The organism is Curvibacter sp. PAE-UM (genome assembly GCF_001432305.1).
Taxonomy (GTDB): Bacteria; Pseudomonadota; Gammaproteobacteria; order Burkholderiales; family Burkholderiaceae_C; genus Hylemonella.
Genome location: NZ_KQ483358.1, coordinates 1,727,736 through 1,740,900, shown reverse-complemented (window position 1 = coordinate 1,740,900; position 13,165 = coordinate 1,727,736). Strand labels below are relative to the sequence as shown.

Below are 13,165 nucleotides of genomic sequence, written 5' to 3'. Positions count from 1 at the left end.
CAGCACCCGGGACTCAGGCGCTCCACTTCACCGCACCACTCCAGGCCGTGGCCAGCACCACGATGCCGAAGACGATGCGGTACCAGGCAAACCCGACAAAGCTGTGGGTAGAGATGAAACGCAGCAGCCAGCGCACGCATAGCCAGGCACTGATGAAGGAGAACAGCAGGCCCACGCCGAACATGGGCAGGTCGGCCAGGGACAGCAGCGCGCGCTCCTTGACCAGGCTGTAGGCGCCGGCGCCGATCAGCGTGGGGATGGCCAGGTAGAAGGAGAAGTCGGTGGCCGCCTTGCGCGACAGGCCCAGCAACATGCCGCCGATGATGGTGGCGCCGCTGCGGCTGGTGCCCGGGATCATGGCCAGGCACTGCACCAGGCCCACCTTCACGGCGTCCTTCCAGCCCATCTGGTCCACATCAAGAATGCGCGGCGCGGTCTCGGCGCGCGCCTGGCGCCGCTCGGCCCAGAGGATGACAAAACCGCCGATGATGAAGGTCGTCGCCACCACCTCGGCCGTGAACAGGTTCGCCTTGATGGCCTTGCCGAACAGCAGGCCCAGCACCACGGCCGGCACGAAGGCGATCAGCACATTGAGCGTGAACTGCTGCGCCTGCCGGCTGGTGGGCAGGGCCACCACGGTGGCGCGCAGCTTCTGCCAGTAGACCAGGATGACGGCCAGGATGGCGCCGGTCTGGATGGCGATGTCGAAGACCTTGGCCTTCTCGTCATCGAAGCCCAGCAGCGCGCCGGCCAGGATCAGGTGGCCGGTGCTGGAAATGGGCAGGAATTCGGTCAGGCCTTCGACGATGCCCATCAGGGCGGCCTTGATCAACAGGGTGATATCCACGGGGACTCCAGAGAAGACCGTGGATTATCGCTGGCCTTCGGGCGCGGCCCGGCAGCACAGCGCAAGACGCGTCAGCGGCCCTTGCGTGTCACAGCAGCTGGAAGGCCAGTATCGCCGTGAATGTCGCCGGCAGCGCCGCCACGAGCAGTCCCAACGGGTGGATGGCCTCGTCTTCAAAGCTGCCACGCAGGATGGCAAAGCCGGCAGGGTTCGGGGCATTGGCAATGACCGTCAGGCCACCCCCTGTCACGGCGCCGGCCACGAGCGCATATTTGAAGCTGTCGCTCAGACCCTCGACCAGGGAGCCGAGGTAGGTAAGCGCGGCATTGTCGGTCACAGCCGTCAGGACCGTGGCGCCAAAGTACACGGTCGTGGAGTCCATGCCCCTGAGGAGCGGCTCAAGCCACCACTGCTGCTGCCCGCCAAGCACCACCAGGCCAGCCAGGAAAAAGGCTACGAGCAGCCCTTCGCGCAGCATGAGGCGGTCCTGGAATTGCGGGTACGCCGCTGCAAAACCCATGAAGAACAGGAAGAGCCCCATGAAAACGGCAGGATGGTGGGCAAATGCAATCACACCCGCCAGAAACAGGATGTGCAGCCCGCCGACCCACAGGGGCAGATTCTTCTCGGTCGCCGGCACGGTCCGCAACAGACGGGAAAGCTCGCCCCTGAAGACCAGTGTCGTGACCAGGGCATTGATCACGACGGCGATGGCCGCCTTCCAGCCGAAGTGCGCGAACATGTACCAGCTGTCCCAGTTCCACTTGGAAGCCACCATCAGGACCGGCGGGGCGGCAAAGGACGTGAGCGTACCCCCAATGGAGATGTTGACGAACAAGACACCCAAGGTGGCGTACTTCAGCCTGGTCGAGGCGTTGGTACCAAAGATCCTCTCCCGCAGCATCAGTGCCGCCAAGGTCATGGCTGCAGGCTCGGTGATCAGAGAGCCGAGCAGCGGCACGAACGACAGCCCGACGAAATAGAACGCCATACCGCCTCGCAGCGGGATGAACCGGGCGATGGCGTTCACACTGCTACGGGCCAGCTGCAAAACGGCCCGGCTGCCAGCGACGACCATGATCGCGAAGACGAACATCGGCTCGGTGAAGTTCCGCGAATCAAGATAGCTGGTCGCCGCCTGGGTACCCTGCAGGGCCGCCATGGCCAGCACCAGCACCATGGCCCAGAAGCCGAAGACGACCTCCACTTCGCCGAGCAGGTGCCAGATGCCGGCATGGTCCGGCCGGCGATGCGCCATCCGTTCGAAGAATTTCGTCGAAAACGTATGCACCAGAGCCAGGGCGAAAAGCCCTGCGCCAACCCACTCGATCACACTCACGTCCGGCCCTGCTGCGTCAGTTGCTTGCGAAGGCCGCGGCGCAGGCGGCGGATGTGGATGGGTGCGAACACTGCGGCCAGCAGCGGCACAACGACAAAGACATTCATCACCAGCGTTGCAAAGGCGTCCTCGCCCAGCGAGGCCTGGCTGAGGATGTACTTGGCGAGTGTCATCACCGGCACCAGCCAGACCGCGATGCCGATGAGCTCCAGGGGCTCCAGTTCGCAGCCGCGCGCAAGTTGCAACGCCTTGTCCTGTTTTCCCTCAGGAAACTGCCGAAGCTCGGGCAACAGCACCAACCAGAGCCGGATCATAGGTTTGCCGAGACACGGAAGTGCCTGCCATCCTGGTTGAATACGCCTTGCCTGCCGAACACGCTGAACCTCCGTTGGATAAGAGGTTGTCAGTTCTTGACCTTGAACCTCGGATCAGCTTGAGGTTATCCATCAGCGGCACAAAAGGAAATTCGGGCACCAACGTACGCTTATCACGTACGGGGATCACGCAGGCCTCTGGCGCCGCTGCGGTTTGACCGGGGTTCTCAGATCAGGCCCTTGTCTGCCAGGCGGACGAGTTCAACGATGTTTTGCACACCCAGCTTTTCCATCACGCGCGCCTTGTGGACTTCCACCGTCCGGGGGCTGATGCCCAGCTTGTCGGCGATATGGCGGTTATGGAGCCCTTCGACGATCAGCTTCATGACCTCGCGTTCACGTGTCGAGAGCTGGCTTCGCACCGGGGTCGCCTCCACGCTCGCCTCCTGGGCGGTGGCCACCGCCCGCAAGCTGGCAAAGGCGTTCGCGAGTGCATCGAGGATCTGTTTTCCATCGAAAGGTTTCTCGATGAAATCAACGGCGTCTGCCAGAAATGCCTGCCGGGCCGCAGCCACATCCCCATGGGCTGTGATGACGATGACGGGCAAGGTCGGCCCGCGTTCCTGCAGGCAGCGCTGAAGCTCCAGGCCGGACATGCCGTTCATACGGACATCAACCACCAGGCAGCCCCGCCAATCCGGCTGAAGCGCACTCAGGAAATCTTCAGCGCTGGCGAACGACGCCGAGACATACCCCTGCAGGCTGAGCAGGAGCGAGAGGGAATCTCGAACCGATGCATCGTCATCGACAATGAACACCGTCTCTTTATGCATTTGTCACTCCGGAATGACCTTCCTTATCCATGGGCAGCGTAAAGCAGAAACGCCCGCCAGACCCGGTTTCCACCCAGAGTCTGCCGCCATGGGCCTCGACGATCGCGCGGCAGATGCTCAAACCGATGCCCATGCCACCCGGCTTGTCTGATGCGCCGGGCTCAAACAGGGTTTGCACCCGGGCGGTGTCAACGCCAGGGCCGCTATCCTGTACTTCGATCCGCAATTCGTCATCAGCGATCGCGGCGCTGACCAGGATGTGCCCGCTCCTGCCCGCAGAAGAGGCGGAGTCTATGGCATTTGCAATCAGGTTTCGCAACACGACGGCAATCTGGATCGGATCGATCCACACCGCAGGCAATTTTTCCTCTATCCGGCTTTCCATCCGGATCTGAAGCACATCGGCGCGACGCGTATGCGCATCGATCGCCTCACCGAGGAGGGCGGCCGGCGACACAGCCTCCAGATGGGTGGAACCGGTTCTGAAAAAGTCGCGCAGGCGCTTGACCACCGCCCCTGCACGCGCCGCATCCTCCACCATGCGCCGGGTCACCTCGACCAGGCGATCGCGCTCCTCCGCCCGCAGCCCGCGCGATTCGGCCGCCAGCATCTGACATGCGTGCGCGTAGTTGCTCAAGGCCGTGAGCGGCTGGCTCAATTCATGCGCCAGCGACGCCGTCATCTGACCGGCCGCCGCCAGCCGCAGACTGCTCTGAAGCTCCACGGCGGCCCGGGCCCTCTCGTCCACCACGACACCCAGCAGCAGGCCGGTCATGGAAACGGCCGCCATCAGCACCTGAAGCTCGAAAACCGCCAGGTCCTGGTGAGGCAGTGACTGAACGGCGATGATCAGTCCGATTTGCGTGAGGCCGGAAGCAAGCACGGCCCCCACCACCCCAAGCTGCGCAGACATCCATACCACCGGCAGGAAAAGCAGGTAGAAGTACCTGTAGTGTTCCGGCCCGGAGCGGCCAAAGCCGATCCACAGAAGCAGGCACAGAAGAACCGTGACGCCCCACCAGCGCGGACTCTTGAGGGATGCAACGAGGGCGGCACGACGCGATGGATTCATCAGGACGAGCAGCATCGGCAGCACGACGACAAGACCCACGGCATCGCCGATCCAGAACCTCATGATGGCTTCGTAGATCGGGCCGGTGGGCCCCAGCCCGGCTGCCGACAAGGTCGTGACATAGACCACCCCATTGAGCAGTGCCCCGGCCACCAGGATGCCTGTGAACCAGAGGAGGTCGCGCCGTGTGGCCAGCGCAGGCGGACGTCCCAGCATGGTCGTCAGCCCCTGGGACATGGCGGCGTAGACCAGGCAGAGCGCACCCGTTGATGTCAGAAGTGCCAACCCGTCCGCGGGCAGGCCACGCACCACCACTTCGGCAGCCAGCAGGCCCATCCAGACCATCCAGATCCAGCGCCTGTTCCACAGGAGCAAGCCGACAGCGAGCGCCGCTTGTGGATTCCAGGGCGTGATGTTGAGGCCCTGGAACGGCCGGATGTAGCTCGCCCAGTCGAGCAGCACGAACAGCAGCACGTAGCCCAGCCCCACGAGCCAGGAAAACCCCAGCGAAGCTGGCGGCGTGGCCGTCGGGTGCATGTTGCTCATGGAGCCCGATTCTCCATCCAATCGGGATGGCCCTGGCGCGTGACTTGCGCGCCACCCAGACATCAAGGCTGCGTGCCGCCGGGTTGCCCCAGGCCTCATGCAACACGCCGCCGATGAGAAGGCAGCGGGCGGCAGGCCCTACAGCGGCGCGAGCCCCGAGAACTGGCTCTGTTCCGGGTTGAAGTTCGGGTCCAGGCAGGCGTTGGTGAAACCGATCGGGCCGACGTCCACCAGGATCACCGCCCAGGTGTCCCATCGGTTGCGGGGGTCCATGCCGTAGGGGTCCATCTTGATCTCCTCGGGGTTGACCTTGCGGCCCACGTAGGAAGAGATGACCTGGAGCAATTGGCGGAAGTCCTCCACTCGCTGGACTTGCTGCATGGACTGCTCGAATCCGCAGCCGCTGGGTCTGAACCTGGGCACTTTGATTTCCTCATCTGCTGACCCGCCTATTCTGCCGCGGACAGACACAGGCCCTGTATCAATATGTCTCCTGGCGGTGTGGTTTTTCCCGGCCTACTCGTAACGCAATGCCTGGATCGGCAGCAGGTGCGCGGCCCGCCGCGCCGGGTAGAAACCGAAGAACACGCCCACCAGGGCCGAGAAGCCCACGGCCAGCACGATGGCGCCGAGCGACATGTTCACGTTCCAGCCGGCCAGCACGCCCACGCCCCAGGTCGCCAGCCCGCCCAGCAGCACACCCAGGGCGCCGCCGAAGAGCGAGAGCGTCACCGCCTCGATCAGGAACTGCGCCAGGATGTCCTTGGGGCGCGCGCCCACCGCCATGCGCAGGCCGATCTCGCGCGTGCGCTCGGTCACGCTGACCAGCATGATGTTCATGATGCCGATGCCACCGATCACCAGGCTGATGCCGGCCACCGCCGCCAGCAGCAGCGTCATGATGCGGCTGGCCTCCTCCTGCGCCTGCAGGATCTCCGACAGGTTGCGCACATTGAAAGTGTCGTCACCGCCGGGCGGCACCTTCAGGCGCTGGCGCAGCAGCTCGCGCACGCTCTCCTCGGCCAGCTTCATGCTCTGGCCCTCGCGCACCTTGACGTGGATGGTCCAGATGCGCTTGACGTTGCCGCCCGCGTTCCAGATGCGGTTGCGGAAGGTGGACATGGGCACGATCACCACGTCGTCCTGGTCCTGCCCCATGCTGTTCTGTCCTTTGCGTGCCAGCACGCCCACCACGGTGAAGGGCACGCCGCGCACGCGGATCACCTGGTCGATCGGGTCATCGTCGCCGAAGAGTTCGCGCACCACCGTCTGCCCCAGCCAGGCCACCTTGGCCGAGCCCGACTGCTCGGCCGCCTCGAACAGGCGCCCGCTCTCCAGCGACCAGTCGCGCACCTCCAGGTAGTCGTTGGTGGTGCCGAAGATATTGGTGTTCCAGTTGGCGTTCTGCGCCACCGCCTGCGCCGTGGTGCGCGAAGACGGCGCCGAGGCCTGCACCTCGGGGATCTCGATGGCAATCGCCTCGGCATCCTCTTCCGTGAAGCGCGAACGCGTCTGCGCCGCCTGGCGGACACCGGCTGCGGAAAGGCTGCCCGGCAGCACCAGCATCACGTTGGAGCCCAGGCCCTTCATCTGCTCCTGCACGCGCTCGGTGGCGCCGCTGCCTACGGCGATCATGGTGATCACCGCTGCCACACCGATGATGATGCCCAGCATGGTCAGGATGCTGCGCAGCGTGTTGGCGGCCAGGGCGCGCCAGGCCGTGCGGAAAGCGGCGAACCAGTTCATGGAGTCACTCCGGTCCGTTCGGGCTGAGCCTGTCGAAGCCCTGCCTCCACGGGCCCTTCGACAAGCTCAGGGCGAACGGTGGCGGTCGGCGCATGCCCCGGCTGGCGCACGTCCTCCACGATCTGCCCGTCGCGGAACACCAGGCGCCGGCGCGCCCAGGCCGCGATGTCGGCCTCGTGCGTGACCAGCACCACCGTCATGCCCCGGGCGTTCAGGTCGGCCAGGATGCGCATGATGTCTTCGCTGGTCTTGGTGTCCAGCGCGCCCGTGGGCTCGTCGGCCAGGATCAGCTGCGGGTTGTTCACCAGCGCGCGTGCAATCGCCACGCGCTGCTGCTGCCCGCCCGAGAGTTCACTGGGCGTGTGTTGCCAGCGCTCGCCCAGGCCCACGGTCTGCAGCGCAGCCAGGGCGCGTGCCTTGCGCTCGGCCGACTTCACGCCGGCATAGACCATGGGCAACTCCACGTTCTCCTGCGCGCTGGTGCGCGGCAGCAGATTGAACTGCTGGAAGACAAAACCGATGCGCCGGTTGCGGATGGACGCCAGCTGCTCCGGCGTCATGGTTTCCACCTCTTCGCCGGCCAGTCGGTATTGGCCGCTGCTGGGCTGGTCCAGGCAGCCCAGGATGTTCATCAGCGTGGATTTGCCCGAGCCGGAAGCCCCCATGATGGCCACGAACTCGCCCTCGGCGATGTCCAGCGACACCTCGCGCAGCGCGTGCACGGTGGTGTTGCCCATGGTGTAGGTCTTGCTGAGCGCGCGCGCTTCGATCAGCGTCATGTCAGAACATCATCCGCGGGCCGGTGGCGCCCGGGCGCGCCGTGCCGCCGGCCGCGCCGCTGACGCCGGTGATCACGCTGGCGCCCTCTTTCAGCTCGGCCGCTTCCGGCGAGTTGGGCCCCACGACCAGCTCGGTCTGGCTGCCGTCGGTGATCCCCAGGCGCACGTTCAGCGCCTTCGGCTTGCCATCGGAACCCAGCACGTAGATGCGCCCGCGGGTGATGGTGCGGCCCGCCAGTTCGGCCTGCATCTCGGCGTAACGTTTTTTCTGCTCGGGCGTCAGCACCTCGGCGATGCGCGCACGGATGTCGGCGGTGATGCGCTCGCGCGCCTTGCTGCGGTCGGCCTCGGGCAACTCGCGCAGCGCCATGAACTTCGGCCGGGCGCTGGCGTAGATGGCGTCCACCTTCTCCGTCTGCGCCGTGTTCAGCTGCAGTTCGCGCACCAGGCGGTTGCGGAACTCCGTTATCGCATTGGCGGCGCCGGCCGCGGCGGGCGCAGCAGGTGCGGCGGCCGGCGCCGAGGCCGCATCCATCGGCGCGGGCGAGGCTGAAGCAGCCGCGGTCGCCGCCGGCTCCACGCCGGCGATGCGCACACGCAGCGCGGCATTGGGCATCTTGAGCACGTTGTCGCGCATGTCGGTCACCACGCGCACATTGGCCGTCATGCCCGGCAACAGGCGCCCGTCGGTGTTGGAGAAGGTCACCACGGCCACGTAGGTCACCACGTTGGAGACATTGAGCGCGGCCTTGCGCACCTGCGAGATCTGGCCCTCGAAGGTCTGGCCCGGGAAGGCGTCCACCGTGAAGCTGGCCTTCTGCCCGTTGCGGATGCGGCCCACGTCGGCCTCGTCGATGCTGGCCTCCACCTGCATGTCGCGCAGGTTGCGCGCAATCACGAAGAGTTCGGGCGCCTGCAGGCTGGCCGCCACGGTCTGCCCCTTTTCGATGGCGCGCTTGATCACGATGCCGTTGACCGGCGAGGTGATGCGGGTGCGCGCCAGGTCGATGCGGGCCTGCGCCAGCGCCGCCTCGCGCTGGGCCACGCTGGCCTGCGCGCTTTTCACCTGCGCATCGGTCACGCCCAGCTGGGCTTCGGCCGCCTTCACGGATTCATTGCTGGTGTTGACCAGGGCGTTGGACTGGTCCGCCGTGCTCTGCGCGATGAAGCCCTTGCCCACGAGCATCAGGTTGCGCTCATGCGTGCGGCGCGCCTCGGCCAGGTCGGTCATCGCGCGCGACACCTGGGCGCGGCTGGCCACCACATTGGCCTGGGCGGTCAGCACCACGGCACGGGCGGCGTCCACGTCGGCCTGGGCCGAGCGCACGCGGTACTCAAACGTCTCGGGGTCGATCACGGCCAGCAGCTGGCCGGCCTTGACCTCTGAGTTGAAGTCCACATACAGGTCCTTGATCTGGCCCGACACCTGCGTGCCCACCGTCACCTGGGTCACCGGGCTCACCGAACCGCTGGCCGACACCGCCGACTGCAGCGGCCCGCGCTCGATCTTGCCGCTGCGGTACTGCACCTCGGTGCCGCCGCCGCGCTGCGTCCACCACCAGCCCAGGGCTCCCACCAGCACCAGTGCCACTGCGCCCGCCGCCAGATATGTCTTTTTCATACGGCCGATTGTAGGAAGAAGGCCATGTCCCGTGCCGTGGGCAGGTGTCGCCTGTGTAAAGACGCGGCAAACCCGACTGCTGCTTCCCGGCCCACGCAGGCAAGCCAGGCCTGGCGGCACCATAAAAAACGGCGCTCGTAAGAGCGCCGTGTAATGACCGTGCAAAGGCACGATCAGCTGCGGGGGAGGACCGCAGCTCAACCGCAGGATATCACCGTCGGTTACCCATGTGCATCTCAGGGCCTCGGCCGCCCTGGCCCCTGTCGCCCCGGTCACCGCCGCGCTGGGCATGGTGTTCGCCGCGGCGGCGATCGTCGTGGCGGCCATGGTGGCGGTCATCCCGGCGGTCGTGACGGTCATTCCAATGGCCATAACCATGGCCGTAGTAGCCCGGGTGCACGCGGTGTACCGGATGCGGGGGCAGGTAGACCACGCGGGGCGGGGGCACATAGATGGGCCGCGCATGCACATGGGGGCGTTCGTGCACCACCACCGGCGCCGCCGGCATATTGCTCACGCCGACATGGATGCCCGGCTGCGACATGGCGATGGACCAGAACACATCCACATCGTCGTGCCCGGCCTGGGCGGCACCGCTGGCACCCAGTCCCAGTGCGGCCACCAGGGCCAGGGCAGCAGCGGAAGATTTGGCTTGTTTCGTCATGAAGGTTCTCCTTTACCGGGCCGCCGGTGGGCTGCCCTGTACCCTCAACGCCCTCACCCCCGGCCCGGCTGCGAAGCGCCGGTGAAGGAGGTTACGGGATGTAACCCGCCTATTGAAGTCGCGGCTTATATGTCAGCGCGGCCGCAGCCCCGCCGGCAGCCAGCCGCCCAGCCGTGCCTCGATGGCCTGTTCATGCCGCTGCCACCAGATCCCCAGCGCAATCACGGCCAGCCCCAGGAGAGTGAGCGCAAACGGAAACAGCATGCTGTTCTGGAAAATGCGGTGCGACAGGTAGCCTAGGTAACCCGCCACCCCCAGGGCCCCGAACACGGTGAACACCCGCCGCCCGATGGCCGCGCCCCCGAAGATCAGGCCCACATTGATCAGCGCGTACAGGGCCTTGCCCAGCTGCGAGCCCGAGTTCTGCAGGCTCAGGCCGCCCCAGAACATGAGGGCGCCGAAGATATAGAGCCAGAAGGCGTAGTCCTGCCGCCACTCGGCCTCTTGGGCCAGGCGGCTGCGTGTGTCCACCCACATGGCGATCAGGCAGGTGCCGATGCCGAAGACCAGGGACATGTCGCGCATGAAGCGGTAGTCGAAGCTGGCCTGCTGCATCAGCAGGCTGGCCACGTCCATGTACATGTACCAGACCGTCACCGCGATGGGCATCACCATGAAAGGCAGTCGGTAGCGCCACAGCATCACCACCCCGGCGGCCAGGGTGCCGAACTCCAGCGTCAGCCAGCGCCAGTCGATGTGCGTGTGATAGGCCCGGTAGCTCTGCGGCCCGCCCGGCGGCCACAGGCCCAGGCCGCTTTGCAGGGCCCACAGCGCCAGCGGCACCAGGCAGACCGCCAGCGTGGCCAGAATGCCCGCCGGCGTGCCCAGCCCCCGGCCCTTCAGGTTGTCGGCCACCAGCAGGCTGGCCACCAGATAGGCCAGGGCAATGGCCAGCAGGCCCCAGTCGCCGAACTGCTGCCAGCCCAGCGTCATGAACAGCGTCATGGCCCCGATGGCCACCATGCCGCCAAAGTAATACAGCACATTGGTGAAGCCGAAACGCGGCCCCGGGGCCAGCCCGGCAGGCGCCGCAGCCGGCGGCCGGACCTGCTGCCCCCAGCGCGCCCAGAGCGCCGCCGACTGGCTGCCGGTGATCAGCCCGTCGTGCACGGCGGCCTGCAGATCGGCTGGGGAGACGGTGACACTGTCGCTTTGCGGTTCGCTCATGGCGCCCTCCTGTGCCGTGCATGGTAGCAAGCCCGCACGGCCCGGGGAGCGGCATCTAAAATGGCTTCATGAGCAAGCCCAGCACCCCCGAGAACAAAGAAGCCCCCGCCAAAGCCAGCAACTTCCTGCGCCAGATCATCGAGCACGACCTGGCCGCCGGCACCTACAGCGGCCGCCGCTGGGGCCATGCCCCCGGCACCGCCACCGAGCATGAGCAGGCCGCCGGCAGCGTAGCCGACCCGGCCCGCATCCGCACCCGCTTCCCGCCCGAACCCAACGGCTACCTGCACGTGGGCCACGCCAAGAGCATCTGCCTGAATTTCGGCCTGGCGCGCGACTACGGCGGCGTGTGCCACATGCGCTTCGACGACACCAACCCCGAGAAGGAAGAGCAGGAGTACGTCGACTCCATCACCGACGCGGTGAAGTGGCTGGGTTTCGGCTGGGACGCCCATGGCGACAGCCACCTTTACTACGCCAGCAACTACTTCGACTTCATGTACCGCGCCGCCGAGTACCTGATCGAGACGGGCCACGCCTATGTGGACGAGCAGACGCCCGAGGAGATGCGCGCCAACCGCGGCGACTTCGGCAAGCCCGGCACCGACAGCCCGTACCGCAACCGCACCCCGGCCGAGAACCTGGCCCGCTTCCGCGAAATGCGCGCCGGCAAACATGCCGACGGCAGCATGGTGCTGCGCGCCAGGATCAGCATGGCCAGCCCCAACATCAATCTGCGCGACCCGGCCATCTACCGCATCCGTCGCGCCACCCACCACAACACGGGTGACGCCTGGTGTATCTACCCCATGTACTCCTTCGCCCACCCCATCGAGGACGCGCTGGAGAACATCACCCACAGCATCTGTACGCTGGAGTTCGAAGACCAGCGCCCCTTCTACGACTGGACGCTGGAGCGCATCGTCCCCATCCTGCGCGCGCCGCAGTTTGCACATGCCAGGGAGCTGATCGAGAAGATCGAAGGCCAGGGCCTGGAAGCCGGCAAGGAATTTGCCCTGCACTGCCACAACCACGCCGACAAGCTCTTTGCCAGCGAGGCCGAAGCCCAGCTGCGCACGATGTTTTCCAAGTGGGGCCACAACCCCGACGCCGTGCTGCACGACCTGCCCGCCTTCTTCGCCCTGCTCAAGAAGGACACCGCGCAGTTCACCCCCCTGCTGGCCCACGCGCTGGACGGCCAGCGCCCTAACGTCTTCCTGCTGCCGCACCAGCATGAATTCGCCCGCCTCAACCTCACCTACGTGATCACCAGCAAACGCAAGCTGGCCCAGCTGGTGACGGAAAAGCGTGTGAGCGGCTGGGACGACCCGCGCATGCCAACAATAGTCGGCCTGCGCCGCCGCGGCTACACACCCGAGAGCATCCAGCTCTTTGCCGAACGCATCGGCGTCACCAAGGACTACAGCTGGATCGACTACTCCACGCTGGAAGGCTGCCTGCGCGAAGACCTGGAGAACAAGGCCCACCGCGGCATGGCCGTGCTGGACCCGGTGAAACTGGTGCTCTCCAACTGGGCCGAAGCCTTTGGCAGCGACAACACCACCGAGGAATGCACGCTGCCCGCACTGCCCCACGTGGAGGAAGGCCAGGTGGCCCCCGCGCTGCGCCGCTTCCTGATCGGCCGCGAGGTGTGGATCGAACGCGAAGACTTTGAAGAAGTGCCACCCAAGGGCTACAAACGTTTGTTCCCCGGCAATGTGGTGCGCCTCAAGGGCGGCTACGTGATCGAGTGCACCGGCTGTCTACGCGATGCGGCAGGCCAAGTAACCGAGGTGCACGCCAAGGTCATCCCCGGCACCAAGAGCGGGACCCCGGGTGCCGACAGCGTCAAGGCCAAGGCCGCCATCACCTGGGTGGCCGTGGCCGACGGCGTGGCCGCCGAAGTGCGCCTGTATGACCGCCTGTTCACCGAAGCACAGCCCGATGCCGGCGGCAAGGACTTCCTGGCCAGCCTGAACCCGGACAGCCTGAAGACCGTCACCGCCTATGTGGAGCCCTCACTGGCCCAGGCCACGGTGGACGACAAGTTCCAGTTCGAGCGGCATGGTTACTTTGTGGCGGACCGGCTGGACCATGGCAAGGGTAAGCCCGTCTTCAACCGTGTCACCGGTTTGAAGGATAGTTGGGGGAAATAGAGGAACAGGTCGGTTACACAG

12 protein-coding genes are annotated in these 13,165 nt (G+C 66.0%); 1 reads left to right on the top strand and 11 read right to left on the bottom strand.

Annotation, left to right across the window (positions count from 1 at the left end; translation table 11 throughout):
- Positions 1 to 13: 13 nt before the first annotated feature.
- From AO057_RS08495 to AO057_RS08445, 11 genes are all read right to left on the bottom strand, one after another.
- Positions 14 to 847 carry an undecaprenyl-diphosphate phosphatase gene (locus AO057_RS08495; protein WP_057675216.1) on the bottom strand — a complete coding sequence of 278 codons (834 nt, stop codon included), beginning with the start codon at positions 845 to 847 and terminating at the stop codon, positions 14 to 16.
- A gap of 88 nt (positions 848 to 935) precedes the next feature.
- On the bottom strand, positions 936 to 2,186 hold the full coding sequence (locus AO057_RS08490) for a putative Na+/H+ antiporter (protein ID WP_057675215.1): 1,251 nt from the start codon (positions 2,184 to 2,186) through the stop codon (positions 936 to 938).
- Positions 2,183 to 2,431, bottom strand: a complete 249-nt coding sequence (locus AO057_RS08485; RefSeq protein WP_156404518.1) for a hypothetical protein — start codon at positions 2,429 to 2,431, stop codon at positions 2,183 to 2,185. The genes AO057_RS08490 and AO057_RS08485 overlap by 4 nt, the downstream gene beginning before the upstream one ends.
- A gap of 296 nt (positions 2,432 to 2,727) precedes the next feature.
- Entirely contained in the window at positions 2,728 to 3,333 is a 606-nt protein-coding gene (locus AO057_RS08480) for a response regulator transcription factor (RefSeq protein WP_057675213.1), read from the bottom strand.
- Positions 3,326 to 4,951, bottom strand: a complete 1,626-nt coding sequence (locus tag AO057_RS08475; RefSeq protein ID WP_057675212.1) for an ATP-binding protein — start codon at positions 4,949 to 4,951, stop codon at positions 3,326 to 3,328. The genes AO057_RS08480 and AO057_RS08475 overlap by 8 nt, the downstream gene beginning before the upstream one ends.
- 138 nt (positions 4,952 to 5,089) lie before the next feature.
- Positions 5,090 to 5,332 carry a hypothetical protein gene (locus tag AO057_RS08470; protein ID WP_057675211.1) on the bottom strand — a complete coding sequence of 81 codons (243 nt, stop codon included), beginning with the start codon at positions 5,330 to 5,332 and terminating at the stop codon, positions 5,090 to 5,092.
- Between the two features lie 135 nt (positions 5,333 to 5,467).
- Positions 5,468 to 6,697: an ABC transporter permease gene (locus AO057_RS08465; protein ID WP_057675210.1), complete on the bottom strand. Its 1,230-nt coding sequence runs from the start codon at positions 6,695 to 6,697 to the stop codon at positions 5,468 to 5,470.
- Positions 6,694 to 7,476, bottom strand: coding sequence for an ABC transporter ATP-binding protein (locus AO057_RS08460; protein ID WP_082605479.1), 783 nt, complete (start codon positions 7,474 to 7,476; stop codon positions 6,694 to 6,696). The genes AO057_RS08465 and AO057_RS08460 overlap by 4 nt, the downstream gene beginning before the upstream one ends.
- Position 7,477: 1 nt before the next feature.
- The gene (locus AO057_RS08455; protein ID WP_168163362.1) at positions 7,478 to 9,097 is read right to left on the bottom strand and encodes an efflux RND transporter periplasmic adaptor subunit; all 1,620 of its coding nucleotides are present in this window, start codon (positions 9,095 to 9,097) and stop codon (positions 7,478 to 7,480) included.
- 211 nt (positions 9,098 to 9,308) lie between these two features.
- Positions 9,309 to 9,761 (bottom strand): hypothetical protein, encoded by a 453-nt coding sequence (locus tag AO057_RS18035; protein WP_057675208.1) that lies wholly within the window; start codon positions 9,759 to 9,761, stop codon positions 9,309 to 9,311.
- A gap of 132 nt (positions 9,762 to 9,893) precedes the next feature.
- Positions 9,894 to 10,988: a hypothetical protein gene (locus AO057_RS08445; RefSeq protein ID WP_057675207.1), complete on the bottom strand. Its 1,095-nt coding sequence runs from the start codon at positions 10,986 to 10,988 to the stop codon at positions 9,894 to 9,896.
- A 68-nt stretch (positions 10,989 to 11,056) separates the two neighbouring features.
- Between AO057_RS08445 and AO057_RS08440 the strand changes: the two genes are divergently transcribed.
- Positions 11,057 to 13,144 carry a glutamine--tRNA ligase gene (locus AO057_RS08440; protein WP_057675206.1) on the top strand — a complete coding sequence of 696 codons (2,088 nt, stop codon included), beginning with the start codon at positions 11,057 to 11,059 and terminating at the stop codon, positions 13,142 to 13,144.
- Positions 13,145 to 13,165: the final 21 nt, after the last annotated feature.

What these genes read in the sequence shown, in the direction of transcription:
- AO057_RS08480 (WP_057675213.1), bottom strand. Translation starts at nt 3,333, where the DNA reads ATGCATAAAGAGACGGTGTTCATTGTCGATGACGATGCATCGGTTCGA.
- AO057_RS08475 (WP_057675212.1), bottom strand. Translation starts at nt 4,951, where the DNA reads ATGAGCAACATGCACCCGACGGCCACGCCGCCAGCTTCGCTGGGGTTT.
- AO057_RS08470 (WP_057675211.1), bottom strand. Translation starts at nt 5,332, where the DNA reads ATGCAGCAAGTCCAGCGAGTGGAGGACTTCCGCCAATTGCTCCAGGTC.
- AO057_RS08465 (WP_057675210.1), bottom strand. Translation starts at nt 6,697, where the DNA reads ATGAACTGGTTCGCCGCTTTCCGCACGGCCTGGCGCGCCCTGGCCGCC.
- AO057_RS08460 (WP_082605479.1), bottom strand. Translation starts at nt 7,476, where the DNA reads ATGACGCTGATCGAAGCGCGCGCGCTCAGCAAGACCTACACCATGGGC.
- AO057_RS08455 (WP_168163362.1), bottom strand. Translation starts at nt 9,097, where the DNA reads ATGAAAAAGACATATCTGGCGGCGGGCGCAGTGGCACTGGTGCTGGTG.
- AO057_RS18035 (WP_057675208.1), bottom strand. Translation starts at nt 9,761, where the DNA reads ATGACGAAACAAGCCAAATCTTCCGCTGCTGCCCTGGCCCTGGTGGCC.
- AO057_RS08445 (WP_057675207.1), bottom strand. Translation starts at nt 10,988, where the DNA reads ATGAGCGAACCGCAAAGCGACAGTGTCACCGTCTCCCCAGCCGATCTG.
- AO057_RS08440 (WP_057675206.1), top strand. Translation starts at nt 11,057, where the DNA reads ATGAGCAAGCCCAGCACCCCCGAGAACAAAGAAGCCCCCGCCAAAGCC.